We start from the raw sequence: 26,053 nt of genomic DNA, 5'->3' as shown, positions 1-26,053 counted from the left end.
TGAGAAATGATTAGTAATAGTAAGGATGGAAAATTGGAGTTTCTGTCACTTCTGCTCTCTTCTGAAGGTAACGGTAGAATACAGTTGCAGCTTCAGCTCGAGTCATTGCCTTCTCCGGCAAGAATTGCTCATTTTGGGCAGACATAATGCCAAGATGAGTGACGATCGCCACATGCCCCTTGTTTTGAATATCCTTCACATCTTTTACATCGAGATTAAACATATCACTATATTTAGCAATCTTGTTATAGCCTAGCGCTTTGGCAACAAGAACTGCCATCTCTTCACGCGTTAATATTTCGTCAGGATTAAAGTTAGAGCTAGACTTACGATCTAAAAGATTCATATCTACAGCGGCTTCAACGTATTGGAAATACTCTGATTTATGTCCTACATCCGCAAATGATGCTGAACGTTCTTTGCCATAATATCCATAGAAACGCCCTTGATTCACAGCCAAAATTAACATCTTGATCATTTCTCCACGTTTGATTTTGGCATTTGGCTCAAGCTTTCCATTCTCATCTGTGTCGATAGCTCTGTAATTATACATTAACATTAAAGCATCTTTCGCCCAATGCTTCTCAATATCCGTTGGGGCAACACGATCTAATCTGATCATTTCTCCACTGTGTTGAGAATGCCACTCACCTGTTTTGGCATTTAAGAATACAGGCTCTTGATAGGCTGGTGGACGTAATTGATAGACAAGCTTTGCAGCAACTGTGCTATTTTCTGTCTTAGGTTTATCGTAGAAATACTCAGGATACACCGCTTGATATTGAAGAACCACTTGATACTGACTGAAGATCTTTTCTAAGGCATCTTCTTTTGAAATCACGTTATCTGTTGATGGATATTTCTTGTTGGAATTTGTATATTGGTAGAATCCGACAATGTCTCCCGTTTCTCTGTCAATCACAATGGAAGCGTTAAAGCTCGTATCAATCACACCGTTGACTAGACGAGTAAAAGAGAAATAAGCTACTTTGCTGTTTTCAATATAGTGCATAGGCTCCATGGTTTTAATCATCACAGCTTCATGAGCCGTATTAGGACTAAACTTTTTAAATCCTTCTTTTGCTTTCTTCACTAGCTCCTCATTCGTAAAAGAGCTTTTCACTTCTTTTTCGCTTCTTTCGTAATATCTATAATCTTCATTGGAGAACTCCGTAAATTGACCTGTTAACGCATCAATATTAACATGCAGCCTTCTATATTCTCCCTCTTTATTTACCTTAGGAGCATAAGAAAAACTCCATGAATTACGTCCATCCTCCCCAGAATAAAAACTAGAATGTTCAAGGACAAAGTCATCTGCTTTTAGCCCTGTGATTTTCCATAAATGCTCTTGGGCTTCTTTCTCCGTTAATTCTGTGCTTCGGTTCTTGAAATGAGGATCTAGCTTCGTTTCAGAAACTTTATCAAATTCAGTTTTGGAAGAAGTCACTTCCTCCAAACTATAATTTAATAGCTTTCCACTAATCGCATCAACAAAGGCAGCCCCATTGCTAACATAATGATTCCATTGGTAAGCAAGAAACATTTCTTCGTGTAAGCTATTCCAAGGATTAATGTACTCTAGATTGATTTGGTTCTTTCCGATCTCCCTAAAGCTATCTGTTGCTTCCTGGAAGGAAACCTGTACCTTCTCCTTCGGGAAAACCACATTCTCACTCCAGTTTAGATGGAAACTAGAAACTTTTCCTTCTGTCGTCACCTCGACATAGATTCCATTATTAGCAAAGGGAATTCCATTATGAGAACGAACGAAATGGAAGTAATAATTCTGTCTTGAATCAATAATCGGTAGCTCTGATTCTGCTATTGTTGGATCAAGCATCACATGCTTTGCCTTTTCTGATGCCATCTTCTCTATAAAAGCTTGAGCGATCTTTTGAGCATCTTCCTTCGCTACTTTTGGAGGAAACTCAGGCTCTTTCTCACTGTAATCATAGGATGAGTATTGCATCAACTCTCCTGTCTTGGCATTAATCGTATAGCTAGTGGTGCCAAGCCACTCCTGTCCTTCTTTCTTCACATACTCAAGACGCCAGCTTCCTAGCGGCTCCCAATACGTTGACTTGCTATAGTAGACGCTTTCTAATTTGTACCCTTTTGGCACTGGTATCAAAGATTCAGCTAGCTTAATCGCTTCTTCTTTTTGCAACGCGCCTTCTTCAACAGGTACTTCTTCTTCTATCGGTTTTGGCATAGGCACAGGTTCTGCCACTACGGAATTAGCCAAAGCAAAAGGAGAAGAAAGGAATAATAGTAATAAAGATAGAGTACTAGCGACCAATCTTCTAGTAAAATGTCCTTGCATCAAGATTTCCCCTCTCAATATTATACATATTTTTTGTTACTATTTACTTAGACGAGGAAATGTTTGCCTAAGTTGCAGTCAATTATACCACATTACAAACTTTTATTTCGTCAAAAAACGACAAAAACAGGGTATTTCGACCTACTATCCTGCTTTCATAGCTTTCTTCTAGTACGAGGCGCTATACTGTTTCTCAATCTGGTATATACTTCCTTTTACTTTTCCCTCAATAACACCCGTATAGCCAAGAGCTTTCATCACCCCAGGTAAAAACCATAAACGAAATTCTGTCTGGATATTTGCCTTGATATAGGTGGGGATCTGAGATAAATCTTTGCCTGTGTCATACTCTGTCAATGCTTGCATACGTGAAAGCGTATGAGTATGTTGATGTAATAGTAACACAATTCGTAAATGATCGATGCTATCCATCTGCATGCTAGGAAGATATTTAGAAGCTTCCACCGCCTGTCCTGCTTTTAACCTTTCGATCTGTTCTGCCGTCTTTTCGCTCCCTGTTGCCATGACACATTCGTATACAGTGAGTGGTTCTTCCTCTGGCAAGCAAAGCGTTACAGCATCCATCATATTCACCGCTAAGCGCAGCATAGCTATTTTAGATAACGCCGCCTTCTGATTCTCCTCTGACCGCTCTAAACCATACATAATGTATTCAGGAACTGAAAATCGCTCTAATAGATATTCGTTAACTAGAATTTGATCTCGTTCCGTTTCCAAACGTTCAGCCACACTTAAGAATAGTAGACTCATCTTTTGCAAGGCTTCTACTGTCATGTCGAAAGGATGAGGATTCCACTCTAGAGGTGCAATCGGCTGGTGACTTAGGGAGTTTAGCTGCTGATACTTTTTCGCTGTTTTTTCTATTTCTTTAAAAGGCAGAGGTTGATCTTTCCAAGGCTGATCGAAGGTTTCCAAAGCCTGACCTATTTTGCGAAACCCAAGCGTTATAGCTTGTTCAAATTGCCTTTGTTTCTGTTTCTTTCCGTGACTCGTCATACCGCTATTTAACTGGTCTAGCTGTTCCTCCAGCAACGCCAGGCTCTGCTCCAAAAAACTCATAATATACCCATGATTTTCTTCCGCAAAGCCGTCCCCTGTTCTAGCTCCATCCATTAGACTTTCTTCTTCAGCTTGCCATGCTAGAATCATGGCTTTCTGCTGATCCAATCGCTCTTCAAGCAAGGAAAAGAAACGATCTTCAAGAATCTTTTGCTCCCAATTTTGCAGCATGCTGCGAATCGCTTCCCTGTCCTCTATTGGAACAGTATGTGGAGAAGCATGGGGGAAAACAACGGAAGCAACATCAGCCACATCGTTCTCAAATTGAACTTTTAGCTTCTGTTGCTCCTGTTGTCCTTGCCGAAGGTGCTCAGCCATCAAGCTATTTTCTCTCTTCGCCTGCACAAACATCTGCCTCACGTATTCCATCATGGACAGCGTTTCTTCTAGACTATGTTCTGCTATGTATGTCCCTTCCGAAAGGAACCGTTGTTGAGCCTGTTCCATCCGTTGATAAATGTATTGTACTTTCTCTTCTCCTCTTTCTAGATAAGCTTCGCGCTGCAAGAAATGTGGTTTGATCTCTGATATCGCCTCAATGGCTATGCTTGTTTCCCTTGTTGCTTGACTAATAGGTTCTAGTCGTTCGACTACCCCAAGGGTATACTCAATGGGTGCTCGATATTTCATCTCTTCAAGTATCTGCTGCTTGTATACCTCATGCTTTCCTAAAAAATGATCCGCTTTCACTAAAATAGAAGAGGAATCAAGCTGTTGATCTACTAAACGAAACGTTTCTGGCAGCAGGAGCAAATTCTGCTCGACGACATGATGAAAAATAGCTTCCGTTTCAGCCCCTGCTATGCTAAGTCCAAAAATTCCGTACTCTGCTTGAAGATCGTGATCGTAAGAGGAAAGAACCGATCTTACCCCTGTTTTAAGTGCAGTATCTGCCTGCTTATTCGCCGCCATAATCCGGGCATAATCAATCAATACGGCATGAAAAAGAAAAATAGCTAGGACGATAATCAGTAGAAAGATAGAAACAGAACCACGTTCAGATTGGTATAAATTCTTCACAAAGGCCTCCAACCGAGCATTTTTCTATATTATACCAATCTCCCTCTACTGATTTTGTCGAAATAACAGAGAAACTCTTCTTTTTTTAGCGAATGGTTAAACAAATATGTTCCCCGTTATTTAAACACTTAATGGTGGAGCCGTAGGAGAAGCCAGGGTAGTTTTTCATGACATACTGGATAGAAGATTCAATGCTGTCCGCCTGAAAAATAAGTCCCATATTTGCTAACCTCTCATTCTTTAGTTCAAAGCTTAATTTAGTATCAATCATTTGTCATCTTCCTTTCTTTTCTTTTACTTTCTTGTTAAAAAGGGATTATTTTCATCAACTGTATATATATTTATTATCGTAATCAAGGAATCAAATGTTTATACCTTTTAACACAATATTTAACTTTTTTTCTTAGATTCCACTCGAATAGAAAAAAGCCTAGAATCGTGATCTCACCTTCTAGGCTCTGCTCTACCTAGCCATCGTAATAATAAATTGAATAATAGCGGGTCCCAACAAGACGATGAATAGACTAGGAAAAATGAAGAGAACCAATGGGAACAACATCTTAATCGGTGCCTTCATGGCCTCTTCTTCTGCTCGTTGCTTACGTTGCTCACGTACTTCCTGCGACTGCACACGCATGACCTGAACCATCCCAATACCCAGCTTTTCCGCTTGAAGGATGCTGCTAATAAGAACTTTGATTTCATCAACAACGAGGCGATCCTTCACTCCTGTTAAGGCTTCTCGGCGTGTTTTCCCCAGCCTTATCTCTTCTAGACAGCGATGAAATTCAGAGGCGAGAATCCCTTCTTTTTTCGAGATCAACTTACTAAGAGCCGAATCAAATCCTAGCCCAGCCTCTAAGCTGACCGTCAGCAGGTCCAATACATCTGGCAGCTCACGTAGAGCCAGTCTGCTCCTCTGCTGAATCTTCTTCTTAATGTAAAAAGGAGGAATAAAAACAGCCGCTCCAATCCCCACCAAACCAGCTAAAATAATGACAGGGAGTCCCCCTTTTAACAGGATGGCATAGCTTCCAAAAAGAAGAGGGAGGAGAAGAAATAGTGCGATTTGAAAGAGACGATATTCGACTGGAGTCATTCCGAAGGGAGAACCTGCCTGAAGCAAGAGCATCTCAATTTTCGCCACTTTCTCCCCCGGCATCCTCCGCTTAAAGCTTCGTTTAAATTCCTTCCAGACAGGGGCAAATAAGCGTTGAAAAACATTGCCCTCCGTTACACTGACTGTAACCGTTTCAGTCCCTTCTTCCTGATCAATAAAAGTAGACATCCTTCTTCTAATATGTTTCTTACGATCTTCTTGAAAGGCAAATAATGAATAAATCGTCAGAGTCACCGCACAAAAGAAAGAAATATATATCATCTGCTACACCTCAATTGTTGTCATCTTACGAATCGCTATAAAACCAATAATCCCGAAAAAGGTCCCTAAGATCATCATTCCAATGCCTAATGGATGGGTAAAAAGAGTCCCGATATAATTCGGTTCAATGAGGTAGAGAACAAGGCATAATACAACAGGAAGTGCTCCAATTACGATTCCAGAAAGACGCCCTTGAGCCGTAAGGGTCAAAACCTGACGTTGAATCTTATTGCGATCTCGAATGGTACTTACAATGGTGTCTAGGATCGTGGCTAGATTTCCTCCTACTTGTTTTTGAATCAGGATGGCTTGAATCATCAGATCAAGATCCTCACTCGGCATTCGCAGCTTCAATTCCTCTAAAGCATCATCTAAGGTCGCTCCGTATTGCATTTCTTTTAAGACCCATTCAATCTCTTCTTTCACAGGGGAATCCGCTTCCTCTGCCACCGTTTTCAATGCTTGCGGAAAACTGAAACCAGCCCGCAACGAGCCCACAATGGTTGTGATCATATCAGGGAGAAAGTCATTGAATTTAAGAATACGATCCTTTTTCTTTTTGACTAACCACCATTTTGGCAGCATATAGCCTATAAAGATACCCAGGATAGCAAAGACTATATTCCCGGTAAAAAAGAAGAATAACCCTCCACCAATCATGGTAGACATCCAGCGAAACATCACAAATTCCTCTGACTTCAAGGGAACCCCTGATTGATTGAGCAACCTTTCCAGCTTATTATCCCTGCTGTTTTTTTGCAGATTATGCCTCAGCTTCTGCTTATAGAGCTGAAGTTGTACAAATATATTAAAAGAACGACGATCAAAGGTTTTCTCCGTCGTATCTAGATAGCGTTTCATCCTCTTTTCCATTCGTTTATTGGAGAAGAAAACCATTTGGAGAATCGAGATAAAAAAGAGAAAGGAAGTGAATAAGACCATGAGTATAAGATACCATTTCATCAGCTCCAATCCTCCTCATCGACAAAGACTGAAGCGGGAATGTGGATACCTGAAGATTCCAGTCTGTCATAGAATTTTGGGCGCACCCCTGTAGGCAGCAAACGACCGATCATTTTCCCTTGGGTGTCAATTCCCTCCTGCTTGAAAACAAAGATATCCTGTAATACAATCACATCTCCTTCTAATCCCTGAACCTCCGTAATATTTATGATTTTTCGGCTTCCGTCCTTGAGCCTAGACTGTTGGATTATCACATCAACTGCTCCAGCAATCTGTTCCCGAATCGCTCTGACAGGCAGTTCAATTCCAGCCATTAAGACCATCGTTTCTAAGCGAGAGATCATATCTCGTGGACTATTCGAGTGACCTGTTGCAAGTGAACCGTCATGTCCTGTGTTCATCGCTTGAAGCATGTCTAAGGCTTCTCCGCCACGAACCTCTCCGATAACAATTCGTTCTGGCCTCATCCGTAAAGAATTTCGAACTAGATCGCGAATACTAATGCCACCCTTTCCCTCAATATTGGGTGGTCGTGTTTCTAAGGAAACGACATGCTCTTGTCCTAATTGAAGTTCCGCAGCATCTTCAATTGTAATAATCCGCTCATCATCAGGAATGAAGGAGGAGAGTACATTCAGGGTCGTTGTTTTTCCTGAACCCGTTCCACCACTGACAAATATATTCAACTTCGCCTTAACACAGGCTTCTAAGAAAGTCGCCATTTCTCTGGTCATTGTCCCAAATTGAAGGAGATTATCTACGGTAAAAGGGTCTTTCGAAAACTTTCGAATCGTGATCGTCGGACCATTTAATGCAAGTGGCGGAATAATAGCATTAACACGCGAACCATCTGGTAGACGCGCATCGACCATGGGACTGCTTTCATCAATTCGCCTTCCAATAGGAGCGACTATCTTCTCAATTACATTCATCACATGCTCATCGTCCCGAAATTGAACATAGCTGAGCTCGATTTTCCCCTTTTTCTCAACATAGACCTGTCGGGGTCCATTAACCATAACCTCTGTGACTTCAGGATCTAATAGCAGGGGATTAATGGGACCAAATCCCGTTAAATCATTTACGATTTCCTCTACGACCTTTTTCCGATCAATACTCCCTCGAAATGCCTCATCTTCCTTGATAATTTCAATAGCCATTGCATCAAGCTTAGGAATGATATTCTCAATTTCTTCATCCTTCATTTCATTCATAATCTGCTTATGAAGTCGATTCTTCAATTCTTGATGCTTGGTCACATGGGCAGGTGGAGCTTTGGGAGAAGCATCCGGACGTTTTCCTTCTCGAAACGAAGAGAACAAATCCTTTTTGGCTGCTTTCGGTTGAGGAATCAGATCCACGCTCTCTGTTTCTGAAGAGATAGGACCCTCTGGTTGTCTTTCTTGAGCTTTGGCTTGAATCCTATTAAGTAGACTCACTCTGATCTCTCCTTTACCCGAGTGGTTTTCGTAAATAATTTTTGGAGCAATGATGGCTCTTTCGTCTTAATAAAGCTGATCTCTCTTCTGGATGAAATTTGTTCAGCCATTTTAAAAATCGCTTTTGCCACTTCCGTTTTCCCATGCTTGAGTACGAAAGGAATCCCGATATTCAGAGATTGAGAAACAAGCTGGAAATCATTAGGGATAAAAATAGGCGTTTCTTCATCCAAGATCTCCGGTACATCAGCCGCTTGAATCACACTTTCCATGGTTGAACGATTGATCACCACCTGCACCTTGTTTTTCAGTCCTAGTACCTCCAGCGTTTCTAACATTAATTTCGTGTTTTTGAGGGTTGCCATTTCTAAGTTGGTTACAATCAGAATTTGATCTGCCTTCTCTACAAACTGTAGGGAGTTATCATGGAAGCCAACTCCTGTATCGACAACCACATAATCATTTTGCTTTAACAATAGATTGATCACCTTTTCCGTCACAGCAGGGGTAACTAAATCGGCATATTCTGGACGATCTGGTGCACTTAAGACCTTCACTCCACTTTCATGCCTGCTTAGGTAGCTAGCCATGCTATATTCATCTAAGGTATCTAAGCCTTCAACGATATCCTTGATGGTGAAGGTGGAATGTAAATCCATAGCAAGAGTCACATCCCCAAATTGATAATCGCCATCTAACACGCTGACCTGAATGTTTTTCTTAGACAATGCCACAGCTAAATTGACACTTAAGACTGTTTTGCCCACTCCTCCTTTGGCACTACAGACAACAATCATTTCCCCACGATGATGTTTTTTGTTTTCCTCTGGATTAGTTTGTTGTCTTGTCATGGGCTGCTGCCTCCCCAGATTCAATCACTCGCTGATACAAGGTTAATTGAATCGTTCCTTTTTCTGCTGCATTCACCAGCCTCACAGCATCCGTAGCCGTTAGCTCCAAGGTAACGGAACTATATTCGACATACTCCTCATCCTCTTGTGGCTCCAGCATTTTTCTCCCCACTGCCAGAACTCTTACTCTCGGTAAAAGAAGCTGCGTCAGCACTTCCTTCTGGTCTCCGCTGCCCTTGACCTCTGTCGCAATCACATCCACATCATCCTCTGGCTCAATAAGCGTGGAAACCGATTGAACAAAATTCACTCCAACAGATACAGCCCGATAGCCCTCTTTCACCTTGCGAGAGACATAGAGATTCTCTTCCATCTCACTTTTTACCCGATGCTGTAACAGAGGTTCTCCCGCTTCAATCGCTGCCGTCGTATATTTCCCCACCACCTCATGCAATTCACGAATGGTTTGTTCATGCAGAGCGGCTTCTGGGACCTCCTTTAATTCAAGCATCTCTGAGGTGACTCGTTGATTTCCCTTGATGCTTTGTTTTGCTACAACTACATTGACCATACTCTCATTCTTGATTGTTTCGACATCAAATTGCTTCAAATAGTGATAGAATAAATAGGTTGTCACTAAGCCCATGACGATGGCTAATGTAAGTAATAGCTTTGTCTTCATTTCATCACCTACTCCGTTAGTCTAATACTATATGCGCCTTTATCTACCAAGCTTGGGTCCACAAACCCAACTCCTGCACGTTGAATGAACATTCCCTTAATTGTCTTGTCGTTTCCATTCATAGGGTCTAGGATATAGAAATACGCAAATCCCTTCACCTTAATTTCCTTCATTTGATTTTGATTATGATTATGCGGCTGATAAACCGGGATCAGAATCACTCTCGGACAATCTCGATAATGCGTTTCCCCCTTAAGGTAAGGACAGGCTGTAATCCGCGCATTGACTCCTACTCTTGTTTTTCCTGCAATATTTCCTGTCTGTGTCGGGATAATGTCGTTAACCTTCACCTCATTTTGGTAGCCATGAATCAAATTATCTTCATAGGTTTTAGCTCCCCCACCTCCGAGTGCCAACACCCCAAAATTACCCGTGTCTACACCTGTTTCATCTACTTTTAGTTCATAGTTTTTGTAAAACTCAAGCTGAATCGACTCATCTATCCCTAGGGGTGCCGCTCCATGAGCTCGTCCCATTGTCCCTATCTCAGCTGTGGCTGAAACCCTGACAGGTGTAGAGGACCAGCCAAAAATACTCATAAACGTCAACGGTATTTCTTTTTCTAAGCGAACATTCACCCGATTGCGCATGGTGATATTTACTTCACGTAAGCTCTCTTGCTCCCTGTGGTCATTAACGATTCGTTGCACCACATTTCTGACAGCCGTTTCGCTATTGGTCAGCTCCTGTGCACCTGAAAGAGCCGCAGCATTGGCTGTCTTCTGTAAATGGCTCTTCATCATATACAAGCTTCCTCCATCAATCGCCAGTCCGGCAATCGCTAGTAAACCAAGCATGGAAAGGATGGTGAGCAGCGTCGCACTTCCTCTTTGTTCATAGACAAGATGTTTCTTCGTCCTGCAATCTGGCTTCCACACTCTAGCTCCTCCTTACTCAACTCGAATCGTCGAATCTGTTTTTATCATAAGAGGGGAAGGAAGAATCCGTGAAAGCATTGGTGTTACATAATTCACGGGATATTCAAGCGTAACGGTGACATACCCCCCTGATCTTCTTGTACTGTCTGAAGGAGAAACCGTTACCTTTAATTGATTCGAATTTCCGAGATGGTTCAGTTGCCGAGCAAAGGCAGTCATCTCAGCATCTGTTCTTCCCAATCCACCTAGTCGAACCGTTTCTTGAGCTGTAATATGCAAATGCATGTAAGAATAAATGATTCTGCCAAAGTCAAAGATTCCAACTAGTAAAAGCAAAAGCAGGGGCAGAACCAAAGCAAATTCAATTAGGGATTGACCCTTTTCCTCTTTTACCATAGGACATTCATCCCTTCTAAAAATAAGCTCATGATCGCCCCTCCTGCAATTGCTACTCCATACGGATAGGTAGCAGAAAGCTTGCCTTGGCGAAAGCTAGTCATTGGCAGCTTGATTCCATGTCTCATACCATAGCAGAAGTATACAAGCTCTTTCACTCGTCGAATCACCTGAGGATGGAAAAGCAGAATCACCACAGCCATCAAAGCCCCGATCAATGCCATATAAAATGCGGTTTCCAAAACAAAGTGACTCCCCTTCAACGCTCCAATTAAAGCGAGGAGCTTCACATCACCAGCTCCCATTCCTCCTAATAAATAAGGAATCAATAGGATGCCGAGCCCGATCATAAACCCAACCATCGCTGTACCTAACCCAGCCCAGCCGTGTAGTAGTACTTGAGAAAAAAGAGCAATGAGAAGTCCGGGAAAAATCACTTTATTGTAGATTTTTCTGCTTTTTAAATCCGTGATAACACAAATGACTAAAATCGTTACTAGTACAACATCAAACCACATAACGATTCCCTCACTTCCTTGTTTTTGAAAAGAGCCCTACTTAACGTAGGACTCTTTTCCTGTTTTTCATTTTAGATTAAAAAGATATATAAGGGCAGAATGTAAGGGGTCTATTAGCTAGGGCGACCCGTTACAAGTGTTACAACATCCTCGAACATTTCAATGATCTGTGCTCTCAGTGCAACCATCGCTGCTACGGCAGCTACGGCAATAATTCCTAGAACCAAACCATACTCAGTCATCCCTTGTCCTTGCTCTTCTACTACTAATCCTTTTAATTTGTTTAACATTGAAATCGCTCCTTTTTCATGTTTGTTTTTGTCAATGGTCATGCTGTGCTTATCGCCTATTCTTTTACGAATAGAAGTTCATCTTCAACCTCTAAACCATAATGTTGTATACTTCCTGCTGTCAGCTCTACTACCGAAATAGCTTCTGGGCACTGCTTACCAAACTTCCGTGGTGCAACATGTTCTTCAGTGTATACAATTCTCCATTGTTCATTTAGATAGAGTACATCAATGCTGTAGTTCATGAAAAATGTGTGAATCGAACGGCAGGGTGTAAGATGAAGGGCATGGCCTTGAGGTAATTCTCTGGTAAACATCAGCCCCTTTAGTCTTTTGAAAAACGTTTGAGCTATGCTTACCTGTTGTGCAATTACTTGGCCTGTCCCTACATGAATGAGCTTCAACAATGTCACCTCCTGTACGTGAAATAACCCTGCCTTTACCGAAAGGAGGGTATAGAAAAAACGCCTCATATCTTTCGGTAACTGGCTGGCTTAGTGTCCCGTTTTGAGAACACCTTAGCCCCTGTAGCTTTGCGTCACTAACTTTCGTTAGTTTTGCCTTTATCGAGATTCTGCAACGTTTGTTGTCCGAATCTGATTTGATAGTCTTAGTATAAGATTATTCGACAAAAAATGACACTGACCGATCGAACCATTTATTTTCAGAAAATTCCGCATGAATATAGTCCTATTTTTTTCTTCACTCCATTACAAAAGTATCTTCTTCTGATCAAATTTTTTGAAAAATTGTTACTATCTAAGTAAATAGACCCATGAATGACCTTTTTTTTAAAAAAATGAATCATTTTTTGACCGTGTCTTATTTCCTTTTTATCAGAGAACATGTACAATAGGTGAGAGAAGTTCTCAGTATGTCTTTTTAAGGGTGATGTCTATGAGTATCATTTTATCATGTATTGCTGCCTTTTCAGCCGGTCTATCCATTTTCTACAGTGCTAAAACAAGGCAGTATCGAAAACAAAGAAATTATAACGTCATGAAATTTTATAGTGCCAAGGTGAATATCTCAATGGGAACCATGCTTCTGGCTCTTGGGTCCATACAGCTTTTCACCTTCGGCATAGAGCTTTCAGGCTGGAGAATCTTTGTCGGTCTTCTCTTTCTAGGGCTTGGATTGTTTAACCTCTTGATGGGTATTCGAAATTACAAGGCTTCTTTGCCACACTTATCAGAGAAGTAACCAATACACCAAGGATACGGTCAAAGAAATTGAAAACTTAGAACATAAAAAAGCAAGAATAACAGGAAGTAAGTTCGTCACCTGTTACTTTTGCTTTTTTTGCTTGATCCTATTTCTATTCACTTTTGTATTCTCGCTTCTAACTATGACCGGTCAATCAACTGAGCACTCATCATTCCCTTGGCTACTAGCTGCCCTTCATGAAACACCTCTATATCAAGCTTTCCAAACTTTCGACTTAATTCAATAACATGGGGTCTAATTTCAATTTCCGTTTCAATCTGGACAGGCTTAAGATAATAGATCGAAAGATTCTCTGCTACTAGATCTCCCTTTTTCTGACGACGCAAGGCTCGATTGCCGGCTTCTTGAAGCAATGTGGTTAGGATTCCGCTTGACAGAGTTCCTAAATGATTGGTCATCTGTGGTGAGATAAAGCCTTTGAAGATCAGATTCTTTCCATCTACAATTTCTTCAAAAGAGGAAGTAATTAAATCCTCAAATGTTTCACCAATCTGAGGTTGATTCTGAATATATTGCATCGCCTTCAATACATCCTGACGACTAATAATCCCCAGAAGCCTTCGATGTGAATCAACGACTGGCAGCAGTTCAATGCCTTCCCAGACCATAATATGAGCGGCTGAAGCCACAGATGTTTTCGGTGATACGACAATCGGTTGTTTGGTCATGACCCTCTCTAGACTGGTATTCGGAGGATTGCCAATAATATCTTTGGCTGTCACAATTCCTTGTACCTTCAGGTGTTCATCCACAACAGGATAACGCCCGTGTCTCGTTTCTTCACTCATCTTATACCACGCTTCGATGGGATCAGAGGTCATCAAATAATGGGTTAGCTCAAGAGGTGTTAAGATATCCTCAATCAGCATAATTTCCTTCTTGATCAGTCGATCATAAATGGCTCTGTTAATCATCGAAGCGACCGTAAATGTGTCATAGGATGAAGAAATAATCGGTAACTCAAGCTGATCAGCTAAGTTCTTCACTTCTTCTGTCGTATCGAAGCCACCTGTAATGAGAACGGCAGCTCCTTGCTCAATAGAAAGCTTATGAGACTTGCGACGGTTCCCCACAATTAATAAGCTTCCTGCATTGATGTACTTCATCATAGCTTCAAGCTCCATGGCACCGATCACAAATTTACTTAGGGTTTTATGAAGACCTTCTTTCCCACCAATAACGGTTCCATCTACAATATTTACAATTTCAGCAAAAGTCAGCTTTTCAATGTTTTGCTTTTTCTTTTTTTCAATCCTTATCGTTCCCACTCTACCGATCGTACTGACATAGCCTTGAGTTTCTGCATCCTTGATCGCACGATATGCCGTTCCTTCACTTACATCTAAGTCCTTCGCAATTTGCCTAACGGATATTTTACTTCCAACCTCTAAGGATTGGATATGATGAATAATCTGTTCATGTTTTGTTGTCATAAGGCTGCACCTTGCTTTCCACGGTCTCTACTTCTTCTGTATTACTTGTTTTCGATCATCTGTACTATTCCTGTTTACCTTGTATTATACAGAGTTTCATAGAGGGAAAGCAACTGTTCATCCTTAACTTGTCTTATTTTTATTCATTATTTTTCATCTTTCTTCATGGTTATTATCTGGAGGGTACTCTCCTTCTCTTGTAGCGTTGAATCCTTCTCATCGCTTCACGCTGTTCCTTAGATAACGCTGGTTTATCTACAACCTCTCCACGTCCCAATCTCAACAGAGCATGAAGATTCGCTCCAATCACCAGCAAGCAAAAAGCTAACCAAAGAATACTGAAGCCAAATTCAACCTTGCTCCCATAGACAGGCAATCGCGGAATCGCAACCCACAATAAAGCCAGAGCCACTACCAGAGAAATAAATAGTCTACTTCTTACTTTCATCCTGTTTTCCCCCACTCTCTCCTAGATTGCTACATTATATGTACAAGTTCCCCCAGACATACATACAGTTTCTTAAGAGTATGATAGTATTAGATGAAACGTATTAGAAAAAAGACCACAGGCTGATGCTAACAGCTGTGGTCCTGTACAGTAGCTCCCCAGCAAAAGGGGTTGACCCAGGTTATAGTTTTTGAAATAGACCGCGGAGTTGTCAGCTCAAGGCGGTCTATTTTTTTACTTTAAAAGCAAACGTTATTCAGAGGCACTCTTAATTACCTTTATTTCTATCGCTTCAAGGAATTCATCAGCTACAATAACTTTGAATTCTACTGCACTACCTATTTCAACATCTGTAGGGACAATTTCCGAATCATTTTCATCGTAGATTTTTGTATTGTCTGTGATGTCTATGATCCTTTCAATGGTATTTTGATGCTTTCTATTGAATTCATCGAATTCTTCACCCTCTGGATAAAAATTATGAAGAGAAAGCGCATATCTCGATTTACTTTTGTTCGGTAGAACATACCCATCTTGCGGTACTATACCAAAGACTTCCCCTGAAAAATGATGTAGTTCATCTTCTTCATATGGGATGCTGGTGTTGGTGCAGCCAACATTCAATAGAATAAGGAGAATTAAAAAGATATAAGTTGGTTTCATCCCCTCCCTCCTTTCTATATCTTAAGAATTATTGCTTGCTTTTATCCCGCTTGAAAAGAACAATGATCACCTTTTTACTTTATTCAGTAGCTTTCTCAATTACCTTTATTTCTATCGCTTCAAGGTGATACTCATCCACGATAACAAATTTGAATTCTACTGTACTTCCTGTTTCTAATTCTGTAGGAGTAATTTCGGTTCCATCTTCATTGTAAATCTTCGTGTTGTCTGTAATTTCTATTGCTCTTTCAATTACAGAACTGAATTTCCCATTATATGCATCGAATTCTTCTCCCTCTGGTCTAAATCCATGTAGAGAAAGTGTAAATCTAGTTCTGCTTTTATTTTCTAGAACATAACCATCTTGTGGAGTTACAGAAATGATTTCTCCTGAATATAGATAAAGTTCATCTTCTTCATATGTGATGTTGGTGTTGGTGCATCCAACATTCAAAAGAATAAGGAGAACTAAAAAGATATATGTTGGCTTCATTCCCTTCCCCCCTTTCTCTATCTAAAGAAACATTGCTAGCTGTTATCCCGCTTGAAAATGAACAATGATCACCTTTTTACTTTATTCAGCAGCTTTCTCAATTACCTTTATTTCTATCGCTTCAAGGAATTCATCAGCTACAATAACTTTAAATTCTACTGTACTTCCTATTTCAATATCTGTTGTAGCAATTTCCGAATCATTTTCATCGTAGATTTTTGTATTATCCGTGATGTCTATCCCTCTCCCAACTACATTTCTAAATCTTCTATTATATTCATCAAAATCTTCACCCTCTGGATAAAATTTATGTAAGGAAAGTGTATATCTAGATTTACTTTTGTTCGGTAGAACATACCCATCTTGTGGAGTTACACCAAAAACTTCTCCTGAAAATAGATAGAGTTCATCTTCTTCATATGTGATGTTGGTGTTGGTGTTGGTGTTGGTGTTGGTGTTGGTGTTGGTGCATCCAATGATTAAAAATACTAATAGAAGGATTAACATATATTTATGTTTCGGCATTTTTTTCCTCCGTTTCTAATTCTACACAAAATCTATAATTAGAAGCTTTCTAATGCCGTATTATTGTCACACAAATTGGATGAAAAACAATGAAAAATATTAGCTAGATTCCTTCTTCCCCCTTTTGAAAAATGGAACGATCAAATGAAAAATGCTTAAGGCGAAATGAAACCTTCACTACGATTGCTACGACGGCAAAATAATTTTGAGATTGAAAAATCAAATGCAAAAGTAAAAAAACAACAAAGTAAATACAGCTATACAGAGCTTTAGTGAACTTAGGATTTATAAAATCCATGAGCCAACCTGTGCAATAATTTATAATGATATACGCTAGAAATAAAATAATTAACACTAGAATAAGACTATCGGAGATCCAGTATGAAACACTCTTAAAATAATCGATCGCTCCTTGCAAAAATAAATTCACCTCTCCTGCAAATGAGTATGTATGGAAATCAGATCCATATAATCAGACTGATCTTCTGTAGGAAATGTTTCAGTTTTATTCATGTTACTGCTTATTGCAAAATAGACAAGTTACCTTCATCATTCATATCAACTGCAATTATGCTAACTGAAATAAAATAAAGAAAATTGACTTCGCTAATTTCTGAAGTCAATTTTTTTGTTTTATTTTTTTACTTTCCAACATCGTTCTTGTTTCTATCTTTCACTTTATTTTGCTGTTTTCGCGATTACATCTACACACTGATCACATAGATAAGAATCCTCTATCTGTTTTAATCCTTCACAACTATTGCAGACAACACAGCTTGGATTAGAAGGTTTAGATTTTGTTAGAATCAGCTTCTTTCCATCCGTAAATATCTCTAAATCATCTCCAATTAAAATTTGGTTATTCATTCTTATAGATTTAGGGATAACAACCCTTCCTAAACGATCTATCTTGCGAACTTCTCCGTACATAATAAGCCTCCTCATTCTAATAAATAATAAAATCAATCACGGGTACTTTGAAAATGAATGATCATATTATCGAGGCTCACGATGTCCATCATTTAATGTCATACTTGAATGCTTCCCAGACTTTTTCATTATCCTATTTTGAGCTTCGACAATATATCTATCTAGTTGCTGACTTAATTCCACAACTTCACTTGAAAAAAAACCTTTTCTTTTAACTAACTCTACTAATGCTTCCCTCATCCTCTCTATCTCTTCCAATAAATCTGACTCACTCTGCTGAACGGTTCCCTTTTCTTTTAAGTCAACTGTACTCTTTGTGTGAGCTCTTTTTACTTCTAAAGGAGATCCTGCATCTCGATTGCAAAGAAGAACGTAGGTATGCATTGATCTTCTCGTTACCAAATCGATAATGTGCCCCTCCTTTTCTAAAAATAATTCCTGTTGTTTATTACTATAAACTACTATCCAAAATATCCAAAAATGCCAAAAACAGAATATTAAAAAACACCCCTTTTGGGATGTTTTTTAAGTAAATTATATGACTTTTTTAGATAGAACAATTTTTACACAGCGAATCAGTCAGATATTTGTGTTCCTCGTTCTATCGAATTCAATAAAGATGCCGCACATTTCTTAAAGCTCTTATATTCTTTTAACTTCTCTGATATATATAGACAGCGAATCGTTTCATTAATTCCTTCTGTAAGTTTGCCTCGTCTAAACAAATAGATCGCCAATTGATTTCGAAATTGATTATGACTACTTATATTAATAACTTTTTCATTTTTTTCAAATTGCTTGATGTCATCAGAAAAAATATTGAGAACCCCATCTATATTAAAATCATGTTTATTAGCAGCCTCTACAATGTTTAACAAACCTGGTAAAACTTCATTAGGATATTTCTTTAAAAATTCTACATACTTTTGGAGTATTTCAAATTTACCCATCAGTAAATGAAAAGCATATAAATTCGCTTCACCCCAATAGCGAAACTTCTCCACTTCCTGTTTTCCCAAGTTATCTAATATTTCAAACCAACTCAGGTCGATATATTTTTGCACGTACTGAATCGCTTCCTCATATTGTTCTTGTTTAGACAAAGCTAACCCTTTCATCAAATAACCTTGTCCATAATAGACAATCAAATGGCGCTCTGTTCTTAGAGGTTGTATAGCCTTTCCTTTCTTTTTGTGATGTAACTGATTATTATAAACGATCGTCGCCAGTTCTTGTAGCTCATCGGCATAGTTTACTATATGTTCACATTTGCTTATTGAATAACATACATTGGCTAATTGTAAAAGAGCATCCAACTGATAATCTTCAGGCAACCTCTTACGATAAGGAGCAAAACGAATAGCAGCTTGCCAATTTTCTTCTAAGTTCGTTCCTAATTTTATCCGAAATACTCGATAGTGCTGATCACAAAATGATCAGAATAACTATCCTTTTCATTATCTATTATGACTTCATAAAATGGCAGTGCTTTTCTTTTTTTTCCGCTTTCAAATAATTGTTCAGCTACCGAAAAAAGAATGACTAGATTTTTTGGATTTTCTAAGAGATGTGAACTAACCATCTCAATACAGTCCTGCCTGTCTAATTCGGCACAGCGAACCAAATAGGGGATCAAGCGCGGGCGTGAAATCTTACCCTCCGATACACATTCTTCTGGATACAATTCATACAGCCAGCCTTGTTCGTAACCAAATACCTGAGCCAAGGTATCTAACTGACGGATTGTAATGGCACGTGGTGGATTACCGTTCAAGATACCACTCAAATTGCCAGGATTCATCCCTGCTAATTCCGCTGTTTTGCTAATGGTATATCCCCGTTCTTTCATGTTTTTCTCTATTTCAGAACGCAATGTTCGATGCAAAGTTTTTTGCACCTCCAAATATAAATCTTTCAATCAAGATGTTCTGTAATAACGTACCAATTTCTAACTTTGCTTCCTTCGTTCACCCTTACTATATTTTCTCTAACGTTTCCAATAGTGACTCTGCACATGTTTTGAAGTTTTTATATTCTCTTCCTTTGTCTGACAACTGAAGACATTTCAGCGTTTCCTGTATACCTTCTGTGACTTTACCACGCTTTAAAAAATAAAGTGCCAGTTCCTTTCGAAATCGAATATGTCTGCCCATATCTATAAAATCACTATTTGTTGATTCTTTTATATTTTTAGAAAAATGATCAAGAACCCAATCTACATCATAACCATGTTGATTAGCTATTCTTAGGATGGTCAACAAACCGGGGAAAATTTCTTCAGGATGATTCTCTAGAAATTCAACATATTGACTAAGTGATTTTTCCTTACCTATCATTAAATTAGTTGAATATAAATTAAGTTGACCCCAATATCGAAACTTTTCTACCTCTTGTTTTCCCAAGTCATCCAATATTTCAAAAAATCCAAGATCCATGTATTTATGAATATAGGGTATGGATTCCTCATATTGTCCCTGTGTTGACAAAGCTAGTCCTTTCATCAAATAACCTTGTCCATAATAGACAACCAAATGGTGTTCTGTTCTTAAAGGGGAGATTGTCCTGCCTTTTTTCTTCCGGTCTATTTGATCATTATAGATAAGCGTTGCCAATTCTTGTAGCTCATCTGCATATTTTTCTGTATCTCTAAACTTTTGCAATGAATAGCTGGCTTTTGTTAATTGCAAAAGGGAATCTAACTGATGGTTTTCAGGCAATCGCTTACGATAGGGTGCGAAACGAGTAGTAGCTTGGAGATTCTCTTCTGAATTGGTTCCCAATTTTATCCTAAATACCCGATAATGACTAATCACAAAATGATCAGAATAACTATCCTTCTCATTATCTATTATGACTTCATAAAATGGCAGTGCTTCTCTTTTTTTTCCGCTTTCAAATAATTGTTCAGCTACGGAAAAGAGGATGACTAGATTTTTAGGATTTTCTAAGAGGTATGAACTAACAATCTCTATACAATCCTGCCTGCCAATTTCAGCACAGCGAACCAAATAAGGAATCAAGCGTGGGCGTGAAACCTTCCCTTCTGATATACATTCTTCTGGATACAGTTCATACAACCAGCCCTGTTCGTAACCAAATACCTTAGCCAAAACATCTAATTGACGGATCGTGATGGCACGTGGTGGATTACCGTTCAAGATACCACTCAAATTGCCAGGGTTCATCCCTGATAATTCCGCTGTTTTACTAATGGTATATCCGCGTTCTTTCATGTTTCTTTCTAGTTCAGAACGTAATGTTCGATGCAAAAGGATTTGCATCCCCATAGAATGTCTCCTTTCTTTCCTTAATTAAATATTCCTTTTATATCAGGTTGACTCTAAAAAAAGCACCCCTTTTGGGATGTTTTTCTGCTTATAATATCTTATTTCTATCGTTTAATATACTTTTTTCATTTCAATATGTAATAACTTATTATTCTGTCTTTTTATCTATTGACTCTAGTAAATATTCCGCGCATTTCTTAAAATTCATATATTCTTTTGTTTTTTCAGATAAGTCTAGACAGCGGATCGTTTCGTTAATTCCTTCTGTAAGTTTACCTCGTCTAAACAAATAGATTGCCAATTGATTTCGAAAATAATTTTGTTGACTCATGTTTACAACAGTTCGATTTTCTTCGAATTGCTTTATATTTTCCGAAAAAGAATTGAGTACCCAATCTACATTAAAATCATGTTTATTGGCAGCTTCTACTATCCCCAGCAAACCTGGTAAAATTTCTTTAGGATGCCTCGTTAGAAATTCAACATACTCTTCAAGTATCTCTATCTTACCCATTAATAAATTTAACCCATATATATTCCCTTCACCCCAGTAGCGAAACTTCTCGACCTCCTGTTTCCCTAAGTCATCGAGTATTTCAAACCAGCTCAGATCAATATATTTTTCAACGCATTTTATTGCTTCTTCATATCGTTCTTTTCGTGCTAAAGCTACTCCCTTCAGTAGATGACCTTTTCCATAGTAAGAAACTAAAGGATGTTCTATTCTTAGAAGAGGTACTCTCTTTTCTTTCTTTTTTTGACGTAATTGCTCGCAATAGACGGTCGTCGCTAATTCTTGTAGCTTATCTGCAAATTCGCCCAAATGATCCCATTTTCTGATTGAATAAAATACTCTTGTTAATTGATAAAGAGCATCTAACTGATAATCTTCAGGCAACCTCTGACAATATGGAGCAAAACTAACAGCAGCCTGCCAATTTTTTTCTAAATTTTCTCCTAACTTTATACGGAATACTCTATAATGACTAATCACAAATTGATCAGAATAACTATCCTTTTCATTATCTATAATAACTTCATAGAAAGGTAGCGCCTCTCTTTTCTTTCCGCTTTCAAATAATTGTTCAGCTACAGAATAGAGGATGACTAGATTTTTAGGATTTTCTAAGAGATGTGAAACAACAATCTCTATACAGTCCTGCCTGCCGATTTCCGCACAGCGAACTAAATAAGGAATCAAGCGTGGGCGTGAAACCTTCCCCTCTGATATACATTCTTCTGGATACAGTTCATACAACCAGCCCTGTTCATAGCCAAATACCTTAGCCAAGGCATCTAACTGACGGATTGTGATGGCACGTGGTGGATTACCGTTCAAAATACCACTCAAATTACCAGGGTTCATCCCTGATAATTCAGCTGTTTTACTAATGCTATATCCCCGTTCTTTTATGTTTCTTTCTATTTCAGAACGTAATGTTCGGTGCAATTTAGCTTGCAACTTAAGTAAAGAAGCTCCCCCTATCAATATTACCACTCCCTATACCAAGTACTTTTATCACTTTGCTTTCAGAGAGTTAAAGGTATTTTCATCCAGTGTAACAAAGAACTCCTGAATGTTATTTACTCCAGGAGATCACTTATCTATTTACTATTTCGTATTTCAGTATTTTTTTTCTCATTTGGTTTTGTGCTTTAACAATATACTTGTCTAAGCGTTGACTTAATTCTACAACTTCACTTGATGAAAAACCCTTTTTAACCACTAGCTCTGTAAGTTCTTCCCTCATTCTTTCTATCTTTTCAAATAAGTCCTGTTCCGCATGTTGATGCTTTTCCCTTTTTACTAGTAAGCGGATTACATAGTTACTATAGTTCTTTTCTTCTGAAGGAGAACTGACATCTCGAAAGCAAAGAGGATTATTCTTATGTATTGATTTTCTCTGAACTAAACCGATTTGACTCCCCTCCTTTTCACGATGATTAGGCTAATAATAACTATAATCCAATATACAGGAAATTTGGGATTTAAAAAATCTGCATAAAAAAACATCCCTTTGGGGATGTTGATGTACTATAAATCAAATATTATTAAAGCTGAGCTCTTTCTTAAGGGGAAGATCATTATGAAACCACATGATAAATTAAAATGCTGATCAAATATAACTTTTCTAGAAAAATTCCAACTACCTTTACTTCTAAAAATATCTCTAACCAGTCGATCCATGCTCATTATAAAGCATTATAACAGTATTAATATTTTTTTCAGTTTCTAAAATATTATCAGGTTGTCCAACACCACAAAATAAGCTAAAACTTAAAATCAGTGCCAGCAAAGATTTCATTACTCATCCTCCCTTTCTAGGATCATTTGATAACGTTTTCTTTGTTCATTTGATGCGTGAGTAAAAAATTTCCAAAATAGTGTAACACATCTTTTAAACCCTTTATGGTTATGTATTATAAGGGATAAATCCAGACAGTGCAACAGTTCGTCTATCCCCTGTGATATCCTCCCTTTTCTAAAGTCATATTCATACTTTTGTTCCCGAAGTCGAAATATTTTGCTGAGATCAATGGCATGCTTGTAATCTTCAACACGTACCATATACTCAGAAAAACCGTCTAATATCCCATCTACATTGAGATCATATTTATTAGCCGCTTTCATAATAGTCAACAGACCAGTCATAATTTCATGAGGATTCTTTTCTAAAAATTGAACATAATCAGTTAAAGTTTCTAGATTCCCCATCGTTATGTTCAACGCATATAGATTCGCTTTTCCCCAATAATGAAATTTATTAACTTCTTCTACTCCTAACTCATCCAAATCTTCAAACCAACTAAGGTTGGCATATGCCGCAACATATTTCTTTGCTTCTTCATATTTTTCTCTCATTATTAGTGCTACACCTTTTAGTAGAAATCCTTGTCCATAATACACTACTAAATGACGCTCCGTTTTGAAGAATTCGTTCTCCCTATTTTTTTTTCTTCTGCGTAGATTGTCCTTATAAACCAATAAAGACAATTCTCGTAATTCGTCGGCAAATTTTTCAACAAAACTCCATTTATGAAGAGCATAATATACCCTCGCCACCTGTAGCAACGCATCCAACTGATAATTCTCAGGCAATCTCTTCCTATAAATCTCAAACCGTATCACCGCTTTCCAATTCTCATCCGAATTAGTCCCTATACTCAAGCGAAATAAGCGATACTGACTTATAATAAATTGGTCTGAAAAACTATCTTTCTCATTTTCTACAACGTATTCATAGAAAGGTCGAGCTTCTTTATGCTTTCCCTCCTCATATAATCGTTCTGCCACATTATATAAAATAGAAAGATGTTTTGGATTCTCTAATAGCTGGGAAACTGCCAGCTCCAAACAATCTTGACATCCGACTTCTGCACATCGAATCAAATAGGGAATTAAGCGTGGACGTGATATTTTCCCCTCTGCTAGACATTCTTCTGGATACAAATCATATAACCATCCTTCGGGTTGACCAAATGCTCTTGCCAAAGAGTCTAAATGATGGATGGTTATGGCTCGTGGAGGATTACTATTTAAAATATCACTTAAAGTACCTGGGTTAATGCCTGAAATCTCAGCTGTCTTACTAATTGTATAACCGTTCTCTCTCATATTTCTCTCTATTTCTGAACGTAATGACCGATGCAACGTTTCTTGCATCTGCATAGGAAGACGCCCCTTTCCTTCTAGTAACGAAACTTTTACTATATTTTACATTTTAATGCATAGAATTTCAAGGGATAATTCCCCATTCATTTAGCTCATCGAAAGAAAAATATAAATTATTTGTTCCTATACTAATATGAAACAACTAAATAATAGAAAATGTTAGAAAATAATAGAAATAATAATTTACAAAATATTGAACGGTCGATATAATATGGAATATATAGGAGAGGAAGGAGGTGATCCTTAATGACAAAAAACAGAATACTTGCATTCTTTTTAATTATTACATTACTAGTTTCAATGCTTCCGATGCCAGCTTTTGCTACTGATACGACATGTAAGACAGTAACAGAATGGAAGCTACAAGCCATTGGTCTTAAAAAACCGCCAGTGACGATTGAATATAGTGATGCCGAAGGGTATCGAGGTACCTTAACTTACACGGGTAATTATAGAACGCATCCTGCTAAATTTCTTAGGTATAGGGAGTTTAGAGGAGAAGTATGCAAACAAAATTAAACAAAAAGCTACCACTGATTATCATATTAGATAATATCAACGTGGTAGCTTTTTGATTTTTTGACTGTGAGTAGAGTAGAAAACTGAAACTTTCTAGGCGACCCTTGTAACTGTGTACAATAGCTTTCATACATTTCCTTCCTCTACTACTGAATCATCATTATAAATAACAGGCATTTTCCCTTTCCATTTCTCCCACAATTCTTCATTTATAATCAATTCTGACATAAAATGAGCCACATTAATCCTACTCGTTTTTCCTGGATTAAAAATGGCACTTCTGATAGGTGAAGGAAATATAGAATACTTAGTTACTTCATCTAAATTTAATAAACTATCAGGTCTAACAGCAGTCCATTCTATTTCTAGATTGTCTTGACCAATTTCAGTTCGTAAATAATCAGCTGCTTTTTCATTATCTCTGTGTGGAGGCACGAGCAATCTAATAATCCCCAGAACACATTTTTCGGCCAAAGACACTGTTTCTCTATGGTTTTTATTACTATTCCCTGTCGTGTTCATAAGAATATACTTAATTTTTCTTTGGGGCTTATTTTCTTTAATAGCATGACAAATGAGTTTAGTTACATCCGTTACTAATTTAAAAGGGGGTCCAAATATTCCACTTAGGGTTAGGTTATGTCCAAGACAGGAGATCACAGTCTTACAATCTTTAACATATTCTCTCATCTCATGCTTGTTTATGTGTAAAACATTACTAACAGTAATAACAGATATATTTGGGTGAGATAGAATTGTTTCTGATAATTTATCTGGGAAACGAACAATGACTCTTACTTTCTCTCCACAATCTAGTAGTTGTTTGACGACTAATTGTCCTGTTTTACCAGTTGCCCCCACTACAAGAATTATCATAGTGTGCCCCCTTTTTGTTTTATAATAATATCCTAAAGAAGTTTCCTTTATAATAGTATATAAAGTTATATCACATACTTATAGATACTTAAGTA

General features: G+C 38.3%; 31 protein-coding genes and 1 riboswitch. Of the genes, 2 read left to right on the top strand and 29 right to left on the bottom strand.

Annotation, left to right across the window (positions count from 1 at the left end; translation table 11 throughout):
* Positions 1–10 precede the first annotated feature (10 nt).
* The 13 genes from JCM10596_RS12195 to JCM10596_RS12135 all read right to left on the bottom strand — a co-directional run bounded on the left by JCM10596_RS12195 (position 11) and on the right by JCM10596_RS12135 (position 12,288).
* A complete protein-coding gene (locus tag JCM10596_RS12195; RefSeq protein WP_025027368.1) occupies positions 11–2,326 on the bottom strand; it encodes an S-layer homology domain-containing protein in 2,316 nt (771 codons plus the stop codon).
* 168 nt (positions 2,327–2,494) lie between these two features.
* Positions 2,495–4,426 carry a TadE/TadG family type IV pilus assembly protein gene (locus JCM10596_RS12190; RefSeq protein WP_025027367.1) on the bottom strand — a complete coding sequence of 644 codons (1,932 nt, stop codon included), beginning with the start codon at positions 4,424–4,426 and terminating at the stop codon, positions 2,495–2,497.
* A gap of 85 nt (positions 4,427–4,511) precedes the next feature.
* Positions 4,512–4,697 (bottom strand): hypothetical protein, encoded by a 186-nt coding sequence (locus JCM10596_RS12185; RefSeq protein ID WP_025027366.1) that lies wholly within the window; start codon positions 4,695–4,697, stop codon positions 4,512–4,514.
* A 192-nt stretch (positions 4,698–4,889) separates the two neighbouring features.
* Positions 4,890–5,807, bottom strand: a complete 918-nt coding sequence (locus tag JCM10596_RS12180; RefSeq protein WP_025027365.1) for a type II secretion system F family protein — start codon at positions 5,805–5,807, stop codon at positions 4,890–4,892.
* Between the two features lie 3 nt (positions 5,808–5,810).
* On the bottom strand, positions 5,811–6,770 hold the full coding sequence (locus tag JCM10596_RS12175) for a type II secretion system F family protein (protein ID WP_025027364.1): 960 nt from the start codon (positions 6,768–6,770) through the stop codon (positions 5,811–5,813).
* Positions 6,770–8,209: a TadA family conjugal transfer-associated ATPase gene (locus JCM10596_RS12170; RefSeq protein ID WP_025027363.1), complete on the bottom strand. Its 1,440-nt coding sequence runs from the start codon at positions 8,207–8,209 to the stop codon at positions 6,770–6,772. Before JCM10596_RS12170 ends, JCM10596_RS12175 begins: the two co-directional genes overlap by 1 nt.
* The gene (locus JCM10596_RS12165) at positions 8,206–9,060 is read right to left on the bottom strand and encodes a CpaE/TadZ family protein (protein ID WP_025027362.1); all 855 of its coding nucleotides are present in this window, start codon (positions 9,058–9,060) and stop codon (positions 8,206–8,208) included. Before JCM10596_RS12165 ends, JCM10596_RS12170 begins: the two co-directional genes overlap by 4 nt.
* A complete protein-coding gene (gene cpaB, locus JCM10596_RS12160; RefSeq protein ID WP_025027361.1) occupies positions 9,041–9,742 on the bottom strand; it encodes a Flp pilus assembly protein CpaB in 702 nt (233 codons plus the stop codon). Before cpaB ends, JCM10596_RS12165 begins: the two co-directional genes overlap by 20 nt.
* An 8-nt stretch (positions 9,743–9,750) precedes the next feature.
* On the bottom strand, positions 9,751–10,680 hold the full coding sequence (locus JCM10596_RS12155; protein WP_025027360.1) for a pilus assembly protein TadG-related protein: 930 nt from the start codon (positions 10,678–10,680) through the stop codon (positions 9,751–9,753).
* A gap of 12 nt (positions 10,681–10,692) precedes the next feature.
* On the bottom strand, positions 10,693–11,076 hold the full coding sequence (locus JCM10596_RS12150) for a TadE/TadG family type IV pilus assembly protein (RefSeq protein WP_025027359.1): 384 nt from the start codon (positions 11,074–11,076) through the stop codon (positions 10,693–10,695).
* Positions 11,070–11,594, bottom strand: a complete 525-nt coding sequence (locus tag JCM10596_RS12145; RefSeq protein WP_025027358.1) for an A24 family peptidase — start codon at positions 11,592–11,594, stop codon at positions 11,070–11,072. The genes JCM10596_RS12150 and JCM10596_RS12145 overlap by 7 nt, the downstream gene beginning before the upstream one ends.
* 113 nt (positions 11,595–11,707) lie before the next feature.
* Positions 11,708–11,884, bottom strand: coding sequence for a Flp family type IVb pilin (locus tag JCM10596_RS12140; RefSeq protein ID WP_025027357.1), 177 nt, complete (start codon positions 11,882–11,884; stop codon positions 11,708–11,710).
* A 56-nt stretch (positions 11,885–11,940) separates the two neighbouring features.
* On the bottom strand, positions 11,941–12,288 hold the full coding sequence (locus JCM10596_RS12135; RefSeq protein WP_025027356.1) for a DUF192 domain-containing protein: 348 nt from the start codon (positions 12,286–12,288) through the stop codon (positions 11,941–11,943).
* A gap of 73 nt (positions 12,289–12,361) precedes the next feature.
* Positions 12,362–12,456, bottom strand: a riboswitch (cyclic di-GMP riboswitch).
* A gap of 325 nt (positions 12,457–12,781) precedes the next feature.
* On the opposite strand from JCM10596_RS12135, the gene JCM10596_RS12130 reads away from it, so the two are divergent.
* Positions 12,782–13,087 (top strand): YtpI family protein, encoded by a 306-nt coding sequence (locus tag JCM10596_RS12130; protein WP_025027355.1) that lies wholly within the window; start codon positions 12,782–12,784, stop codon positions 13,085–13,087.
* 143 nt (positions 13,088–13,230) lie between these two features.
* On the opposite strand, the gene JCM10596_RS12125 is transcribed toward JCM10596_RS12130, so the two are convergent.
* The 15 genes from JCM10596_RS12125 to JCM10596_RS12060 form a co-directional block, all read right to left on the bottom strand.
* On the bottom strand, positions 13,231–14,544 hold the full coding sequence (locus JCM10596_RS12125; RefSeq protein ID WP_025027354.1) for a DRTGG domain-containing protein: 1,314 nt from the start codon (positions 14,542–14,544) through the stop codon (positions 13,231–13,233).
* Positions 14,545–14,716: 172 nt separating this feature from the next.
* Entirely contained in the window at positions 14,717–14,992 is a 276-nt protein-coding gene (locus tag JCM10596_RS12120; protein WP_025027353.1) for a hypothetical protein, read from the bottom strand.
* A gap of 252 nt (positions 14,993–15,244) precedes the next feature.
* Positions 15,245–15,655: a hypothetical protein gene (locus tag JCM10596_RS12115; protein ID WP_025027352.1), complete on the bottom strand. Its 411-nt coding sequence runs from the start codon at positions 15,653–15,655 to the stop codon at positions 15,245–15,247.
* Positions 15,656–15,734: 79 nt separating this feature from the next.
* Complete coding sequence (locus JCM10596_RS12110) at positions 15,735–16,148, bottom strand: hypothetical protein (protein WP_025027351.1); 414 nt, start codon at positions 16,146–16,148, stop codon at positions 15,735–15,737.
* An 81-nt stretch (positions 16,149–16,229) separates the two neighbouring features.
* Positions 16,230–16,673 (bottom strand): hypothetical protein, encoded by a 444-nt coding sequence (locus JCM10596_RS12105; RefSeq protein WP_025027350.1) that lies wholly within the window; start codon positions 16,671–16,673, stop codon positions 16,230–16,232.
* 103 nt (positions 16,674–16,776) lie between these two features.
* A complete protein-coding gene (locus tag JCM10596_RS12100; RefSeq protein WP_148302588.1) occupies positions 16,777–17,103 on the bottom strand; it encodes a hypothetical protein in 327 nt (108 codons plus the stop codon).
* A gap of 248 nt (positions 17,104–17,351) precedes the next feature.
* Positions 17,352–17,603 (bottom strand): AbrB/MazE/SpoVT family DNA-binding domain-containing protein, encoded by a 252-nt coding sequence (locus tag JCM10596_RS12095; protein ID WP_025027348.1) that lies wholly within the window; start codon positions 17,601–17,603, stop codon positions 17,352–17,354.
* A 66-nt stretch (positions 17,604–17,669) separates the two neighbouring features.
* Positions 17,670–18,005 carry an aspartyl-phosphate phosphatase Spo0E family protein gene (locus JCM10596_RS28710; protein ID WP_234410491.1) on the bottom strand — a complete coding sequence of 112 codons (336 nt, stop codon included), beginning with the start codon at positions 18,003–18,005 and terminating at the stop codon, positions 17,670–17,672.
* Positions 18,006–18,178: 173 nt separating this feature from the next.
* Positions 18,179–18,937, bottom strand: coding sequence for a hypothetical protein (locus JCM10596_RS27840; RefSeq protein WP_051541285.1), 759 nt, complete (start codon positions 18,935–18,937; stop codon positions 18,179–18,181).
* Positions 18,938–19,002: 65 nt separating this feature from the next.
* Positions 19,003–19,488, bottom strand: a complete 486-nt coding sequence (locus JCM10596_RS27835) for a helix-turn-helix domain-containing protein (RefSeq protein WP_051541284.1) — start codon at positions 19,486–19,488, stop codon at positions 19,003–19,005.
* Between the two features lie 91 nt (positions 19,489–19,579).
* Positions 19,580–20,890: a helix-turn-helix domain-containing protein gene (locus JCM10596_RS12080; RefSeq protein ID WP_025027346.1), complete on the bottom strand. Its 1,311-nt coding sequence runs from the start codon at positions 20,888–20,890 to the stop codon at positions 19,580–19,582.
* A 148-nt stretch (positions 20,891–21,038) separates the two neighbouring features.
* On the bottom strand, positions 21,039–22,379 hold the full coding sequence (locus tag JCM10596_RS12075) for a helix-turn-helix domain-containing protein (protein WP_025027345.1): 1,341 nt from the start codon (positions 22,377–22,379) through the stop codon (positions 21,039–21,041).
* A gap of 112 nt (positions 22,380–22,491) precedes the next feature.
* Positions 22,492–22,650 carry an aspartyl-phosphate phosphatase Spo0E family protein gene (locus tag JCM10596_RS28705; protein WP_267879699.1) on the bottom strand — a complete coding sequence of 53 codons (159 nt, stop codon included), beginning with the start codon at positions 22,648–22,650 and terminating at the stop codon, positions 22,492–22,494.
* A gap of 411 nt (positions 22,651–23,061) precedes the next feature.
* Positions 23,062–23,196 carry a hypothetical protein gene (locus JCM10596_RS30840; RefSeq protein WP_267879698.1) on the bottom strand — a complete coding sequence of 45 codons (135 nt, stop codon included), beginning with the start codon at positions 23,194–23,196 and terminating at the stop codon, positions 23,062–23,064.
* Complete coding sequence (locus JCM10596_RS12060) at positions 23,196–24,560, bottom strand: helix-turn-helix domain-containing protein (RefSeq protein WP_025027344.1); 1,365 nt, start codon at positions 24,558–24,560, stop codon at positions 23,196–23,198. The genes JCM10596_RS30840 and JCM10596_RS12060 overlap by 1 nt, the downstream gene beginning before the upstream one ends.
* Positions 24,561–24,809: 249 nt before the next feature.
* Here JCM10596_RS12060 and JCM10596_RS12055 point away from each other — a divergent pair, with 249 nt between their 5' ends.
* On the top strand, positions 24,810–25,082 hold the full coding sequence (locus JCM10596_RS12055) for a hypothetical protein (protein WP_025027343.1): 273 nt from the start codon (positions 24,810–24,812) through the stop codon (positions 25,080–25,082).
* Positions 25,083–25,208: 126 nt separating this feature from the next.
* Here the strand turns inward: JCM10596_RS12055 and JCM10596_RS12050 are convergent, their stop codons facing one another.
* Complete coding sequence (locus JCM10596_RS12050) at positions 25,209–25,958, bottom strand: NAD(P)-dependent oxidoreductase (RefSeq protein ID WP_025027342.1); 750 nt, start codon at positions 25,956–25,958, stop codon at positions 25,209–25,211.
* Positions 25,959–26,053 lie beyond the last annotated feature (95 nt).

It is taken from the genome of Caldalkalibacillus mannanilyticus JCM 10596 (genome assembly GCF_000615945.1).
Classification (GTDB): Bacteria; Bacillota; Bacilli; order Caldalkalibacillales; family JCM-10596; genus Bacillus_AT; species Bacillus_AT mannanilyticus.
This window is presented reverse-complemented; position numbering and strand designations above follow the sequence as displayed.